This is a genomic window from Cryptosporangium phraense, from assembly GCF_006912135.1.
Taxonomy (GTDB): domain Bacteria; phylum Actinomycetota; class Actinomycetes; order Mycobacteriales; family Cryptosporangiaceae; genus Cryptosporangium; species Cryptosporangium phraense.
Genome location: NZ_VIRS01000001.1, coordinates 412,343 through 426,242, shown reverse-complemented (window position 1 = coordinate 426,242; position 13,900 = coordinate 412,343). Strand labels below are relative to the sequence as shown.

Genomic DNA, 13,900 nt, shown 5'->3' with positions numbered 1-13,900 from the left:
AGACGGGTTCTTCCGGAGAACTCACGGTCACATGGCGAAATCGGGCTGTCAACGAACCGGGCAACCGGGCAATGGAGTGCCCGTAACTGTTCGCCGGGCTTGGGAGACGGTGCTGTCCAGCCTGGGTAGCGAGGTTGCCGCGCCGCTCGGCTTGTTCGGTGGGTTCATCGACGCGACCGGCGCCGGCTGTAGTCGTGACAGGTGAGCGACTGGATCGACGCCGCTGACAGCGTGCGGTAGGTGTCCTACGCGGTGATCTGCATGCTTCGGGGGGCGATCGCCTGGTCGTTCCGCCGGTAGCGCGCGGGTCGAGAGGAGGAGCCGGTGGGCGCGGTCGACCCCGCCGAGTCCGAGCCGTTACCGCCCTAGCTGCGGTGGATATTCGTGAACCCGAGGCCCTCGAGCTCGTCGGCCAGGTCGGCGAAGGGGTGGAATTCTCCTCGGCCGAGCAGAAGACGATCGGCGCGGCCAGGTCGGAGAGGACGCGCCGGGCCGCGTCTGGCCGCGTCGGCGGGGAGGTTCAGCGCGCCGAGAGGTGACGACGGTCGTGGTCAGCGCGCCGACGAGGGCCACGCGGCCGCGACGGCCGCCGGGCGGACACGCGGACGTCGGCTAAGGCTTCTCCCAGACCGAGACGTGCCTCGTGCTCTCGTGGGTGAACGGCGACCTGTCCCACCCACCCCACCGATCGCGCAGCCGCAGCCCGGCCAGCTCCGCCATCAGGTCCAATTCGGCCGGCCACACGTACCGGAAAGGAATCGACCGGTACCCGCCCGCCCCGACGTAATTCGAGCTCATCGCCTGCGTCGCCGTGTCGTACCGGTCGAACCCGAACACGTCGGGCGTGTCCAGGAACGGCACCGTCGTCTGGCCGGGCGGGAGCAGCCGCAGCGCGGGCACACCGACCTCGATCAGGAACGTCCCGCCGGGCTCCAAGTGCGCAGCCGCGTTCCGGAAGCACGCGACCTGGGCGGCCTGCGTGGTCAGGTTCAGAATCGTGTTGAAGACCAGGAAGACGAGCCGGAACCGGCCGTCGACCCGGGACGTCGTCATGTCCCCGATCGTCACCGGGATCGCGGCCGACTTCGCGGCCAGGCGGGCGTGCATGGCCCGCGAGAGTTCGATGCCGTGCACCGGCACGCCCCGGGCGGCCAGCGGCACCGCGATCCGACCGGTGCCCGAGGCGAACTCCAGGGCCCGGCCGGTGCCGGCCAGCGACTCCAGCACGTCCACGGTCGCGTCGACGACCTGGAACTGGGAGTCGTCGTCGTAGGTGGCGGCGACGTCCTCGCCGAAGTAGCCATCGGTCACGTTCGGACGCTAACCCCGCCCGCGAGCGATTTACCGTGTTGAGCAATCCGAGGCGGAAACAGCGACGTAGGTGCCAAATTGCTCAAGCGCACGCCGATCTCTTGTGCGCGAACTCAGGAAAACGCACGCTGACCGGCATGAGTGTCTCCGACGGGCTGGCCGACCGGGACGGCGTGCTGCGGGTTCTCTCGGCGCACCTGGCGTCCGCGTGGGCCTCGTTCGACCACCCGCGCCCGGTCGAGCCCGAGGCCGACCCCCGCCTGCTCGAGCGCCTCGGCGCGAGCCTCCCGCCCTGGCCCAGCGATCTGCAGGCGACGCTGAACGACGCCGTGCGCATCCTCGACGCCAGCGTCTCGCCGTCCCGTCCGCTGTTCCTGGCCTACGTCGGGTCCAGCGGACTGGAGACCAGCGTGCTGGCGTCGGCGCTGGCCGCGGCCTACGACACGAACCTGGCCACCGCGGCCGGGGCCGCCGACCTGCTCGACCAGCAGGCCGTGCGCTGGGTCGCCGAGTTCGTCGGGTTCCCGATCGGCGAGGGCCACTTCACCAGCGGGGGACAGGTCTCGAACCTGACCGCGCTGCTGGCCGCCCGCGAGCAGGCGCTCCCGGGCAGCCGCGAGAACGGCGTCGCCGGTCACCGGGCCACCGTCTACTGCTCGGAGGAGGCGCACCACTCGATCGTCCGGGCCGTCGAGGCCGCCGGCCTCGGGCGGCGCGCGCTGCGCCGGATCGCCACCGACCCGCAGCGCCGGATGCGCGCCGACGCGCTCGCCGACGCCCTGGCCCGCGACCGGGCCGACGGCTGCACCCCGGTCGCGGTCGTCGCGACCGCCGGCACCACGCTGACCGGCGCGGTCGACCCGCTCGACGCGATTGCCGACGTCTGCGAGCGCGAGAACGTCTGGCTGCACATCGACGGCGCCTACGGACTGCCCGCGGCCGCCACGACCGCCGCCGGGCACTGGTTCAGCGGGCTCGACCGGGCCGACTCGGCGACGATCGACGCCCACAAATGGCTCGGGATGCAGAAATCGTGCAGCGTGATCCTGATGCATCGGCGGGGGGCGTTGCGGGCGGCGTTCGGTCACGAGGAGCGGTACATGCTCCACGAGGAGGACACCGCGAACCCGGTGGACCGCACGTTCGAGTACTCGCGGCCGTTCCGGTCGTTGCGGCTGTGGCTCTCGATGCGGGTGCACGGGGCAGCGCAGTTCCGGGCCTGGATCGAGAGCACGCTCGCGAATTCGGCCCGGCTCGCCGCTGCGGTCCGGGCGCACCCGCAGTTCGAGCTGCTGGATGAGCCGATGCTCTCGACGGTCTGCTTCCGGCACGTCCCGGCCGGCCTTCCCGCCGATCAGCTCAACGCCCACAACGAGCGGCTCGCTCGCGCGATCCAGCAGGACGGCCGAATCTATCTGGCTCCCGCCGCCCTCGACGACGCCGTCTGCCTCCGCGTCTGCTTCGTCAATTTCCGGACGACGCCCGACGACGTCGACGCCGTACTGACCGTCGCCTCCGAACTGGGCAACGTCCTCAACGTCTGACGCGACGCGCGACCCCGATCGCGGAGTACGGCTCGCGACCGAGCGCCCGCAGCACGGCGCCGCCAATCGGGATCACCGGCGCGAGGCTGACCGGTGGCCCAGCCCGGCCGCGCACGCGGAGTGCATGATCGCGGCCCGGACCGGCGCCCGCCAGGATGCCGCGCGGGCCATCCGCGGTGGAGAGCCACGGCGACCGCGCAGCCGGCCCGGCGACGGACGGGTCCGCCCGTCGTCGGCCGGAGCGCACCCTCAGCGGCCGGGCTCCCACAGTGCGACCTCGGCTCGGACGATCGGGTCATCGGCCAGCGCGCGTTCGGCATCGAGGCTCGCCAGGGCACCATCCGCCGGCCCCCGGCGTCGGCCGCGGCCCGGATCAGCTCGGCCGCCCAGCCCGGCCGAGAGTGCGGTCGAGAGCCCGGAGGGCGTGATGGCGGCCAGTCCGCGGGCAGACCCGCGGTGACCGCGCCGGGGTCACGGCTCGGTCAGGAGGAACCTCTCGAGGACGCGGACGCCGAACTCGAGGGCGTCGATCGGCACTCGTTCGTCCACCCCGTGGAACAGGGAGAGAAAATCCAGATCAGCGGGCAGGCGGAGCGGAGCGAAGCCGTAGGTGCGCAGGCCCAGGCGGGCGAACGCCTTCCCATCGGTAGCGGCCGGCAACAGATACGGCAGAACGCGCGCCCCCGGATCCTCGAACGCCAGAGCAGCCCCCATCCGCTCGACCACCGGCGCGTCGAACGGCGAGCTCCACGACGGCAGATGATCCCACGACGCCTCGATACCCGGACCCAACACCTCGACGACCTCGCGCGCGAACGCCTCCAGACGCCCCGGCAGCACCCGGCAGTCGACCTCGGCCCGCGCCACCGACGGCACCACGTTCGACTTGTAGCCGGCCGAGAACATCGTGACGTTCGCGGTGTCCCGCAGCGAGGCCCCGATCAACCGCGACAGCGGCCCGAGCGCGTCGACGACCGCATCGACCGGTACATCCAGCATCTCCGCCGCCCCATCCAGGAACGCCCGCATCGGGTCGGTGACCTCCAGCGGGAACTCGTGCGCGTCCAGGCGGGCCACCGCCGCGGCCAGGCGGGCGACCGGGTTGTCGGCGTGCAGCAGCGCACCGTGGCCGGCCTGGCCGTGGGCGGCCAGCCGGAGCCAGAACGACGTCTTCTCGGCCACCTGGATCAGGTACGCCCGCCGGCCGCCGAGCGTCACCGAATAGCCCCCGACTTCGGAGATCGCCTCGGTCGCACCCTCGAAGAGGTCGGGCCGGTGGTCGACGAGCCACTGCGCGCCGACCCGCCCACCGGCCTCCTCGTCGGCGAGGAACGCGAAGATCAGGTCGCGCGGCGGGACCGTGCCGTCACGTCGGAATTGGCGGGCCAGGGCGAGCGCGGTGGCGACCGTTCCCTTCATGTCGACCGCACCGCGTCCCCAGACGTAGCCGTCGCGGACCTCGCCGGAGAACGGGTGCACCGACCACTCGGCCGGGTCGGCCGGGACGACGTCGAGGTGGCCGTGGACGAGGAGCGCCGACGGGTCGCGGCCGGGCAGACGGACCACGACGTTGCCGCGGCCGGGCGCCCCGGACTCGACGTAAATCGGGCGGTACCCTGCGTCCGTGAGCTGTTCGGCGACGAATTCCGCGGCGGCCCGTTCGGTGCCGGGTGAGTGGGGATCGCCGCTGTTCGTGGTGTCGATCGCGATCAGCGCGCTGGTGAGCGCGACGACTTCGTCGACCGCACGCGGCCCGGTCATATCCCCAACGCTAACGCAGCGTCTTGCGTCGACCGCGATTCGCTGCGTGAATAGTGGTGTGGCGGACAACCACCCCGATCTTCTCCCGTGCCCCGAGTAGGCCGGGAGACATGCGGCGATACATCGTCACCGGGGCTCCCGGCAGCGGCAAGACGGCGATCGTCCGTGCCCTGCTGGCCCGCGGGTACGCGGTCGTCGACGAGGCGGCCACCGACGTGCTCACCCGTGAGCAGCAGAACGGCGTGGCCGAGCCGTGGCGGGAGCCCGGCTTCCTCGACGCGGTGATCCGGCTGCAGCAGGAGCGGCAGCAGCGGTTACCGGCCGACGGCGCGGTGATGCAGGTCTTCGACCAGTCGCCGATCTGCACGCTGACGCTGGCCCGGTACTGCGGGCTGCCGATCACCCGGGAGCTGCGCACCGAGGTGAACCGGGTCGTCACCAACACGATCTACCAGCCCGCGGTGTTCTTCGTGCAGCACGACGGCAAGATCGAGCCCACGGTCGGCGGCTGGTGCACCACCCCCGACGACGCCGAGCGCTTCGAGGAACTGCACCGCAGCGTGTACCAGAGCATGCGGGTCTACGAGCTGGTCGACGTGCCTCCGATGGCGCTGGAAGACCGCGTCGACCTGATCGACGAGGCACTCCAGGCCGACGAGGTTCGATTCTCCGAAGAAGCTTGGAATTATTAGCGCCTGAACGGTTACAGACCGCCCGGGGGCGCACCTCGATTCAACTGGGGATCCTCGTGGTGGACGAACAGATCGGAACAGACATCGACGGCTACTCGGTCGTCGCCGGGCACTGGCCGCTCATCGGTCCGTACAGTCCGGTGAGGACGGCGTACGCATCCCAGGCGCTGACCGCGCTGGTGAGCTACCTGAACCACGCCGTCAGCGCGACCGACGGCCTGACGACCTGCCAGGACGCGGACCGCGTGCTGGCGGCGGTGCAAGAGGCGGTCACGACGCTGCCCGCGGTGGCCGAGGCGGCCGCGGACCGGCGCCGGGAGCTGTGAGAGCGGCCGGGGCGCTCGGAGCGCCCCGGCCGAATCTCAGGCCGTCGTCGACGGATCGCCGTCGACCGCGGCGGCCAGCTTCGGAACCAGCTCGTCGAGCAGGTACGGCAGGCTCAGCACCGAGATGAACGACGTCGCCGCTCCGACGTCCTTCGCCTCGTCCAGGTAGATGTCCCGGCCTTCCTTGGTGACGTTCAGCTTCGCGTACAGCGGGTCGGCCTGGATCTTCTCCGCGTCGGCGGTGGTGTCCGGCACCAGCCAGACCAGCGCGCCCACCCGGAGCAGGTCGGTGCGCTCCCGGCTGATGCTGGCCCCGAACTCCTCGCCGGTCACCGCGTCCAGACCGGGCGGGAGCGCGAAGCCGAGATCGGTGAGGAACCGGCCGCGCGGGTCCTGCGAGCCGTAGACGTAGTAGCCCTCGTAGTTCGTCACCATCAGGCCGGTGGACTTCGCGAACGCGGGGTTCGCGGTCTTGGCCGCGGCGATCTTCGCCTCGACGTCGGCGACGACCTTCTCGCCGTCGGCCTTGCGCCCGACCGCGGTCGCGACCGTCGTGGTCAGGTCCTGCCAGCTGACGCCGTAGTCGATGCCGCCCTCGGGCTGGGCGATCGTCGGCGCGAACTTCGACAGCTTGTCGTAGTCGTCCTTGGTCAGTCCGGAGTAGACCCCGAGGATCAGGTCGGGCTTCTGGGCCGCGATCTTCTCGAACTGCAGGCCGTCGGTGTTGGTCAGGACGGTCGGCTTCGCCCGGTCGCCGAGCTCGTCGGTCGCCCACGGGAAGACCGCGCCCGGGTGGCTCCCGAACCACTCGGTGGTGGCGACCGGCACGACGCCCAGCGAGAGCAGGGCGTCCTGCTCCACCAGTCCGACGACGACGATCCGCTTCGGTTCCGCGGTGATCGTCGTCGTGCCGTATTTGTGCTCGACGGTCACCGGAAACGCGGCGGACGTGGACTCCGTGGCCTCGGAGCTGTCGTCGTTGCCGCCGCAGGCGGCCAGCCCGACGGCCAGGACCAGGGCGGCGGTGGCCGCGGTGAGCCTTCGAAGCACGGTGTTCCCCCAGGTGTTCGGCTACTGGGGGAGGACCTTAGGCTAGCCTTTCCTCACCTGTCGAGAGGGGGGTCATGGCCACAACCGTGGTGGCACCGGTCGTCGGCCGCGCCCGCACCCGGCGGCGCACGGCCGGTTTGGCCGCGGCCGCGGCCGGGCTCGTCGTGGTCTCGATGCTGTCGCTGGCGCTCGGCACCCGATCGATTCCGCTCGGGACGACCTGGCAGGTCCTGTGGCATCCGGACGGTTCGGTGGCGTCCGACGTCATCCACACGCTGCGGATTCCGCGGACGCTGCTGGGCCTCGGGGTCGGGGCCGCGCTCGGCCTGTCCGGTGCGCTGATGCAGGCGCTGACCCGGAACCCGCTGGCCGAGCCGGGCATCCTCGGCGTCAACCTGGGCGCGGCGACCGCGGTCGTCGTCGCGATCGCGTTCCTCGGCATCTCGTCGCTGAGCGGCTACATCTGGTTCTCGTTCGCCGGAGCGGCGCTGACGTCCGTCGCCGTCTTCGCGCTCGGCGGCACCGGACGCTCGCCGACGCCGGAGCGGCAGATCCTGGCCGGCATCGCGCTGACGTCGGTGCTCGGCGCGTTCGTCTGGGCGGTGCTGGTGACGCTGCCCGAGGTCTTCGACCGCTACCGCTACTGGGACGTCGGGTCGCTGGCCGACCGCGACCACGCCACGCTGGTGCGGGTCGCGCCGTTCCTGGTCGTCGGCGTGGTCTGGGCGCTGCTCCTCGGGGGCCGGCTGAACGCGCTGAGCCTGGGCGACGAGGCGGCGACCGCGGTCGGGGCTTCGCCGGCCCGGATCCGGGCGTTGGGGCTCGGCGCGATCACGCTGCTCTGTGGGGCCGCGACCGCGGCCACCGGTCCGATCTGGTTCCTCGGGCTGGCCGTCCCGTACGTGGCCCGGCTGCTGGTCGGAGCCGACCACCGCTGGGTGCTGGGCTACTCGGTCCTCATCGGACCGTCGCTGTTGCTGCTCTCCGACATCGTCGGACGTGTGGCCGCGCCGCCGTCCGAGCTGCAGGTGGGCGTGGTGACGGCGTTCGTCGGGGCGCCGGTGTTCCTGCTGCTGTGCCGCCGCCGTCGGATCGGGCAGCTATGACGACGATCCACCGCGTGACGATCCGGCGGGGCGGCTTCTCGCTGCGGCTGCGGGTGCGGCCGGTGATCGTCGGGGCGGTGCTGGCGCTGCTGGCCCTGACCGTCTCGGTGTTCACGCTGACCTCGGGCGACTTCCCGATCCCGGTGCCCGACGTGCTCCGCGCGCTGGTCGGGGCGGGCGACGCGGCGACGAACGTCATCGTGCTCGAGCTGCGGCTGCCGCGGGTGGCGGTCGCGCTGCTCGTCGGGATCGCGCTGGGGGCGTCCGGGGCCGTGTTCCAGAGCCTGACCCGCAACCCGCTCGGCAGCCCGGACTTCGTCGGGCTGACCGTCGGGTCGTCGACCGGGGCGCTGCTGGTGATCCTGCTGCTCGGCGGCAGTGGATTCGGGGTGAGCGCCGGCGCGATCGCCGGGTGCGTCGCCACGTCGGTGCTCGTGTACCTGCTGGCGTTCCGGCGGGGCGTGCAGCCGTTCCGGCTGGTGCTGATGGGGATCGGCGTCTCCGCGCTGCTCGACGCGCTGAACACGTTCCTGATCCTGCGGGCCCGGCTGGCCGACGCGATCGCCGCCCAGGTCTGGCTGATCGGCAGCGTCAGCGGGCGGACGTACACCGAGGTCGTCATCGTCGGCCTGGGCGTCGTCGTCGTGCTGCCGGTGCTGGTGTACGCGTCGCGGCAGCTCGCGATGCTGAACCTGGGCGACGAGGTGGCGGTCGTGCAGGGCGTCCGGGTCGAACCGGCCCGGGCCGTGCTGGCCGGGGGAGCGGTGGTGCTCGCCGCGGTCGCGACCGCGGCGGCCGGGCCGGTCGGGTTCGTCGCGCTCTCCGCGCCGCACATCGCCGCCCGGCTGACCCGGGCCCCGGGCGCGAACATCCTGCCGTCGGCCGCGATGGGCGCGGTGCTGATGGTCGGCGGGGACTGGGTCGCGCAGCGGATCCTGCCCGACCGGGACCTGCCGGTCGGCGTGGTGACGGCGGCCGCGGGTGGGGCGTATCTGTGCTGGTTGCTGGCGCGTGAATGGCGGAGAGGCGTATGAGACAGCGGTTGTCGGCGGAGAACCTGACCCTGGCCTACGACGAGCACGTGGTCGCGCGCGACCTCGGCGTCGAGATCGCGGACGGGTCGTTCACGGTGATCGTCGGGCCGAACGCGTGCGGCAAGTCGACGCTGCTCAAGGCGCTGGCGCGGGTGCTCGAACCCCGGGCCGGCACCGTGTACCTGGACGGGAAGGCGATCACGTCGTACCCGTCCAAGGAGGTCGCGAGGCGGCTGGGGATGCTGCCGCAGTCGCCGGTCGTCCCGAACGGGATCGTGGTGGAGGACCTGGTCGCGCGGGGCCGGTTCGCGCACCAGCGGCTGCTGCGTCAATGGTCGTCCGAGGACGAGGCCGCGGTCGCCGAGGCGATGCGGCTCACCGAGGTGACCGCGCTGGCCGAGCGGTACGTCGACGAGCTGTCGGGCGGGCAGCGGCAGCGGGTCTGGCTGGCGCTGGCGCTGGCCCAGCAGACCGAGATCCTGCTGCTCGACGAGCCGACGACGTTCCTCGACCTCGCGCACCAGTTCGAGGTGCTCGATCTGTGCGCCGACCTGCACGAACAGGGGCGGACGATCGTCGCCGTGCTGCACGACCTGAACCAGGCCGCGCGCTACGCGACCGACATGATCGTGATGAAGGCGGGGGCGGTGGTGGGGCAGGGCGCTCCGGCCGCGGTGATGACGCCGGAACTGATCGAGGACGTGTTCGGGGTGCCGTGCGAGATCATGGACGACCCCGCCACCGGCACCCCGATGATCATTCCGGCGCCCCGGCGGGTCAGAGCCTTTCGGTAGGGATCTTCTCGCCGGCCTCGATCGCGATCGGGAGGCGGTTCTCGGCCGGGGGGAGCGGGCAGGTCGCCAGGTCGGTGTACGCGCAGGGCAGGTTCGCGGCCCGGTTGAAGTCGATGGTCACCGTGCCGTCCTCGTCCGGGGCGTCGACCTGCAGCGACCGGTTCGCCGCGTACGTCGTCACGCCCGACGTCGCGTCGGTGAACAGGACCGAGAGCGTGCCCGGGCGGTGGCCGTTGAACGCGGTCAGCGTGTAGTCGGTGCCGTCGAGCGTGAAGCGGAGCTCGCCCGGCGCGTCGTACACGTGCTGCAGCCCCTCGACCGCCGCGCCCACCGTCGTCGGTCGCGGCTCGTCGAACGCGACGTACCGGCCGGTCGCGACCCAACGCGGGTCGGGCTCGTAGGCCGGCGTCCCGGTGAACTGCTCGCGAAGCGGGTTCTCCGGGTGGCGCGGCCGCACGATGTCGTGCCCGCCGCGTTTCGCGACCTCGATCACCGCGTCCCCGGCCTCGGGGTAGAGGCTGCCCCGCTCCGGGATGACGCCGAACGAGTGCCGTCCGGTGACCGCCGTCCCGTCGACGACGAGTTCCTCGCCCGGCGCGAGGTCGACGACGACGCCGTCCGGGCCGGTGGACCACTCGCCGGGCGCGTCCGGGAACCGCTGCGGATTCTCGTCCAGCCAGTGCAGGTTGGTGATGGCCAGGAAGCCGTGCGGGTCGCCGAGCACGCGCTGGTGCTCGGCGTACCACGTGTCCCAGTCCTGCCGGAAAGTCGAGGTTTCGTGGACGGCGGTCATCGCTGCTCCCTCGGTGAGGTACCGGTGACTCGACTGTAGTCCGGGTCCTCCGGGAATGCCTACCGACGGAGTAGGGAATTACCGCGGGGCGGTGTCGGCCTCCGGGTGACCGGCCAGCGGCTTGTCCGGCACCAGTTCGCGGCCGGTCCAGCGGAACACCCGCTTCTGCAGGCCCGGCGCCCCGTCGGCGGTCATCTCGGTGTCGATCGCGCCGCGCCGCGCGCCGATCGAGGCGACGTTCCAGGTCGCGTTGGCCTTGGCTTCGGCCGACGTGACGAAGTCGCGCAGCACCGGCTTCCCGTCGACGACGCTGTAGAGGTACCAGAACGTCCAGCCGCCCTCGATCCGGTCGGCCGGGTCGCACGACAGCCTGATCAGGTCGTCGGGCCGCCCGTCGCGGGTGACGTCCGCGGTGGCCGCGACCCCGAGGTGGTACTCGTAGCCCGGACGGCTGGCGTCGCCGCGGCCGGGGTTGGCCGGGTCGGTGTTCGGGATGAACGTGATCCGGCCGCCCGGGCAACTGCCGCCGTCGCTGAGGAACGGCGCGTCGGTCCAGGGCAGGTCGAGGGTGGCGCCGGCCCAGAAGAACGGCTTCTTCGACGTCGAGCCGGTCGCCGCGGCGGGTGAGCCGGTCGCGTCGGTGATCGGCTGGACGCGGATCACCGCCTCGGCGTCGTCGTCGCCAACGGTCGCCAACGCGACCGCGGCCGGCAGTGCTATCAGCGCCGCCGCCACCGCGGCCCCCGCGAGCAGGTGCGTTCGTCGTACTGAGCCCATGGTCGGTGTCCCCGTCTCATCCGGTCGTCCGTACACACACGACACGCCGACGTTCCGGTCCCGGTTGCACCCCACTTGCCGGTTCTTCGTAGGCTGGCAGGGGTGCGGATCCGGGCGGGACTGGCGGCGGCCCTCGCCCTGGCGGGGCTGCTCGCAACGGCCGCGTGCCGCAGCGATGCCGACCGGGCCGACCCGGACGACCGGGCGCCGTCGGCCGCCCCGAGCACGCCGGCCGCCGCCCGGCTCGAGCTCGAATATCTCGGGTCCACCACGATCCCCCGCTCGTCGGACTTCCAGGGCACGGCCGTCGGCGGTCTCTCCGGCATCAGCTTCGACCGCGAGCACGACCGCTACTACGTGATCAGCGACGACCGGTCCGAACGGAGCCCGGCCCGCTTCTACACGGCCGCGATCACGATCGGTCCGACCGGGTCGGTCCGCGCCCGCCTGACCGGAACGAAGCCGCTGCTCCGCCGGGACGGTTCGGTCTACCCGCCGTTGAGCTACGGCTACGCGCCTCCCGATCCCGAGGGGATCGCGGTCGACCCCCGCTCGGGCAACCTCTACTGGGTGGACGAGGGGGAGCGATCCGACGTTCTCGCGAACCCGGCCGTGCGGGTGGCCACCCCGGGCGGTGCTCGGGTCCGGGAGCTGCCGATCCCGAAGTCGCTGCGCATCGCGCCGGGTCGGGGTCCGCGGCGCAACCAGGCGCTGGAGGGGGTGACGTTCACGCCGGACGGGCGCCAGCTCTACGTGGCCATGGAGGACCCGCTGCTGCAGGACGGCCCGAACCCCACCGCGCGGGCCGGGGCGCTCACCCGCGTGACCCGGTACACCGGGGACGCCCCCGACGCCCAGTACGCGTACCCGCTCGAGCCGCTGTTCCTGGCGCCTCGCGAGGCCGACCGGAGCGCCACCAACGGGCTGTCCGACCTGGTCGCGCTGGGTGGCGGGCGTTTTCTGACGATCGAGCGGGCCGCGGTGCCCGACCGCTTCCGGATCAAGGTCCGGATCTACCTGGCCGACGCCAACGGCGCCACGAACGTGCTGTCCCGCTCGCTCGGGGGAGCGGTCCCGATGCGCAAGACCCTGCTGCTCGACCTCGACGACACCCGCGGCCACGTCGACAACGTTGAGGGCGTGACGCTGGGCCCCGATCTGCCTGACGGCCGCAAGTCGGTGGTGCTGGTCACCGACGACAACTTCAACTGGATCCAACAGACCCAGGTGATAGCCCTAGCCCTCTCCGGCGCCTGAGACTCGCACGACCAGACGGAGCCGACGACGGCGGCCGCCCGCCGACCCGGCCCGGCCGCGCCGCACACGGTGGCCGACCCCGTCGGCCGGCGCCCGGGTCGCCGACGCGGATGCAGGGTTCCGGCCAACGGGGAGATTGACCTGACCGGTGAGAAGGGTGAGGTCGAGGACCACGGGTGCCCCGCCGCGTCCGGCGATCACCCGCCGCGCGAGCGGACGCCGGCCGCCGCTGCGGCGCGCCGGTGCGGACCGGGCTCGATCGGATCGGCCACGGGTTCCGGTTGGGGGGCCGGGGTCGCGGTCGCGGCGGACACGCGGTGGGCGGCCGCGTCGTGGCGGGGACGAGCTAGCCGGTGCCGCAACGGCCGCCGGCCGCCGCCTCGGCGCGCTGGTCCGGACCGGGCCCGATCGGATCGGCCGTCGGATCCGGTCGGGGGCCCGGGGTCGCGGTCGCGGGGGCCGCGCGGTGGGCCGGTCAGGACCAGCCCGCTGCGCGAGCGGACGCCAGCCGCCGCTGCGGCGCGCCCGTCCGGACAGGCCCGATCGGGACCGGCCACGGGTCCGGTCGGGGGTTCGGGGCGGCGGTCGCGGGGGGCGTGCGGTGGGCCGGTCAGGACCAGCCCGCTGCGCGAGCGGACGCCGTCCGCCGCTGCGGCGCGCCGGTCCGGACCGGGCCCGGTCGGACCGGCCACCGGATCCGGTCGCGGCGGACGCGCGGTGGGTGGCCGCGTCATGGGCGGGGACGTCCTAGCTGGTGCCGCAACGGTCGGTGGACTCGCTGATCTTGACGACGGTGAGCAGCACGCGGGTCGAGCGCACCGGTCGGGTACCCGCGGCCACCGACTGCCCGGTCACTACCCAGTTGCGATCGACCAGCTGCCGCCGCCCCTTCCCGGTACCGTCCACCGAGTCGAGCACGAAGAACCCGGCCGCCTGCATCGCGTCCTGGGCCGCCTGCAGGTCACGGCAGACGACGTCCGGGATCACGCCGTCGACCGGGGCCTGGGTGGACGCGACGTCGGTGGGCTTGCTGACCCGCAGCGTGATCTTCGATCCGGCCGCGACCTTCCGCCCGGCCGCCGGGTCCTGCGACCGCACGATCCAGTTCTCGCGCGAGAGGACGACCCGGTTCCGGCCCGTCGCGTCCACCACGTGCGCGTCCAGACCGACGGACGTCAGCCGCTGCTCGGCGTCCGGAAGGCGCTTACCGACGAGGGTCGGGACGGAGACCGGACCGCGCGCCGCCGAGCCCGACGGCGCCGCGGCGGCCGACGCCGGTGACGACGGGTCGTCGTCGCCGCCGATGCGCTGCACGGTCGCGAACAGCAGCCCGACGAAGCAGCAGACCGTGAGGACGATCGCCATGACGATGATCAGCCCCCACGGTGCCCGCCGCTCCGGACGGGGAAATCGGCGCGGCTGCCCGAAACTCATGTCGCCCCCACGGATAGTCAT

The 13,900-nt window shown here is 72.6% G+C and carries 13 protein-coding genes; 7 read left to right on the top strand and 6 right to left on the bottom strand.

The window, feature by feature from the left end:
* Window positions 1-612: 612 nt before the first annotated feature.
* The gene (locus FL583_RS01945) at window positions 613-1,311 is read right to left on the bottom strand and encodes a class I SAM-dependent DNA methyltransferase (RefSeq protein WP_142702665.1); all 699 of its coding nucleotides are present in this window, start codon (window positions 1,309-1,311) and stop codon (window positions 613-615) included.
* 137 nt (window positions 1,312-1,448) lie between these two features.
* Here FL583_RS01945 and FL583_RS01940 point away from each other — a divergent pair, with 137 nt between their 5' ends.
* Window positions 1,449-2,855: a pyridoxal phosphate-dependent decarboxylase family protein gene (locus FL583_RS01940; protein WP_142702664.1), complete on the top strand. Its 1,407-nt coding sequence runs from the start codon at window positions 1,449-1,451 to the stop codon at window positions 2,853-2,855.
* A 471-nt stretch (window positions 2,856-3,326) separates the two neighbouring features.
* On the opposite strand, the gene FL583_RS01935 is transcribed toward FL583_RS01940, so the two are convergent.
* Entirely contained in the window at window positions 3,327-4,616 is a 1,290-nt protein-coding gene (locus FL583_RS01935) for a M20/M25/M40 family metallo-hydrolase (protein WP_142702663.1), read from the bottom strand.
* Window positions 4,617-4,726: 110 nt separating this feature from the next.
* Between FL583_RS01935 and FL583_RS01930 the strand changes: the two genes are divergently transcribed.
* Window positions 4,727-5,308 (top strand): AAA family ATPase, encoded by a 582-nt coding sequence (locus FL583_RS01930; protein ID WP_142702661.1) that lies wholly within the window; start codon window positions 4,727-4,729, stop codon window positions 5,306-5,308.
* A 59-nt stretch (window positions 5,309-5,367) separates the two neighbouring features.
* Window positions 5,368-5,634 (top strand): hypothetical protein, encoded by a 267-nt coding sequence (locus FL583_RS01925; protein WP_142702660.1) that lies wholly within the window; start codon window positions 5,368-5,370, stop codon window positions 5,632-5,634.
* A gap of 36 nt (window positions 5,635-5,670) precedes the next feature.
* On the opposite strand, the gene FL583_RS01920 is transcribed toward FL583_RS01925, so the two are convergent.
* Window positions 5,671-6,684 (bottom strand): iron-siderophore ABC transporter substrate-binding protein, encoded by a 1,014-nt coding sequence (locus FL583_RS01920; RefSeq protein ID WP_142702659.1) that lies wholly within the window; start codon window positions 6,682-6,684, stop codon window positions 5,671-5,673.
* Between the two features lie 74 nt (window positions 6,685-6,758).
* Here FL583_RS01920 and FL583_RS01915 point away from each other — a divergent pair, with 74 nt between their 5' ends.
* Genes FL583_RS01915 through FL583_RS01905 form a run of 3 tightly spaced genes read left to right on the top strand, consistent with a single transcriptional unit; the run spans window position 6,759 to window position 9,618 of the window.
* Window positions 6,759-7,790 (top strand): FecCD family ABC transporter permease, encoded by a 1,032-nt coding sequence (locus tag FL583_RS01915; protein ID WP_142702658.1) that lies wholly within the window; start codon window positions 6,759-6,761, stop codon window positions 7,788-7,790.
* A 14-nt stretch (window positions 7,791-7,804) separates the two neighbouring features.
* Window positions 7,805-8,824, top strand: coding sequence for a FecCD family ABC transporter permease (locus FL583_RS01910; protein ID WP_205751777.1), 1,020 nt, complete (start codon window positions 7,805-7,807; stop codon window positions 8,822-8,824).
* Complete coding sequence (locus FL583_RS01905; RefSeq protein ID WP_142702656.1) at window positions 8,821-9,618, top strand: ABC transporter ATP-binding protein; 798 nt, start codon at window positions 8,821-8,823, stop codon at window positions 9,616-9,618. Before FL583_RS01910 ends, FL583_RS01905 begins: the two co-directional genes overlap by 4 nt.
* Here FL583_RS01905 and FL583_RS01900 read toward each other — a convergent pair.
* Complete coding sequence (locus FL583_RS01900) at window positions 9,602-10,411, bottom strand: DUF1684 domain-containing protein (RefSeq protein WP_142702654.1); 810 nt, start codon at window positions 10,409-10,411, stop codon at window positions 9,602-9,604. The two genes, FL583_RS01905 and FL583_RS01900, sit on opposite strands and share 17 nt — an antisense overlap.
* Before the next feature lie 78 nt (window positions 10,412-10,489).
* The gene (locus FL583_RS01895; RefSeq protein WP_142702653.1) at window positions 10,490-11,188 is read right to left on the bottom strand and encodes a hypothetical protein; all 699 of its coding nucleotides are present in this window, start codon (window positions 11,186-11,188) and stop codon (window positions 10,490-10,492) included.
* Between the two features lie 102 nt (window positions 11,189-11,290).
* On the opposite strand from FL583_RS01895, the gene FL583_RS01890 reads away from it, so the two are divergent.
* Window positions 11,291-12,445, top strand: coding sequence for an esterase-like activity of phytase family protein (locus FL583_RS01890; protein WP_205751776.1), 1,155 nt, complete (start codon window positions 11,291-11,293; stop codon window positions 12,443-12,445).
* A gap of 747 nt (window positions 12,446-13,192) precedes the next feature.
* Here the strand turns inward: FL583_RS01890 and FL583_RS01880 are convergent.
* Complete coding sequence (locus FL583_RS01880; protein ID WP_142702651.1) at window positions 13,193-13,900, bottom strand: Stk1 family PASTA domain-containing Ser/Thr kinase; 708 nt, start codon at window positions 13,898-13,900, stop codon at window positions 13,193-13,195.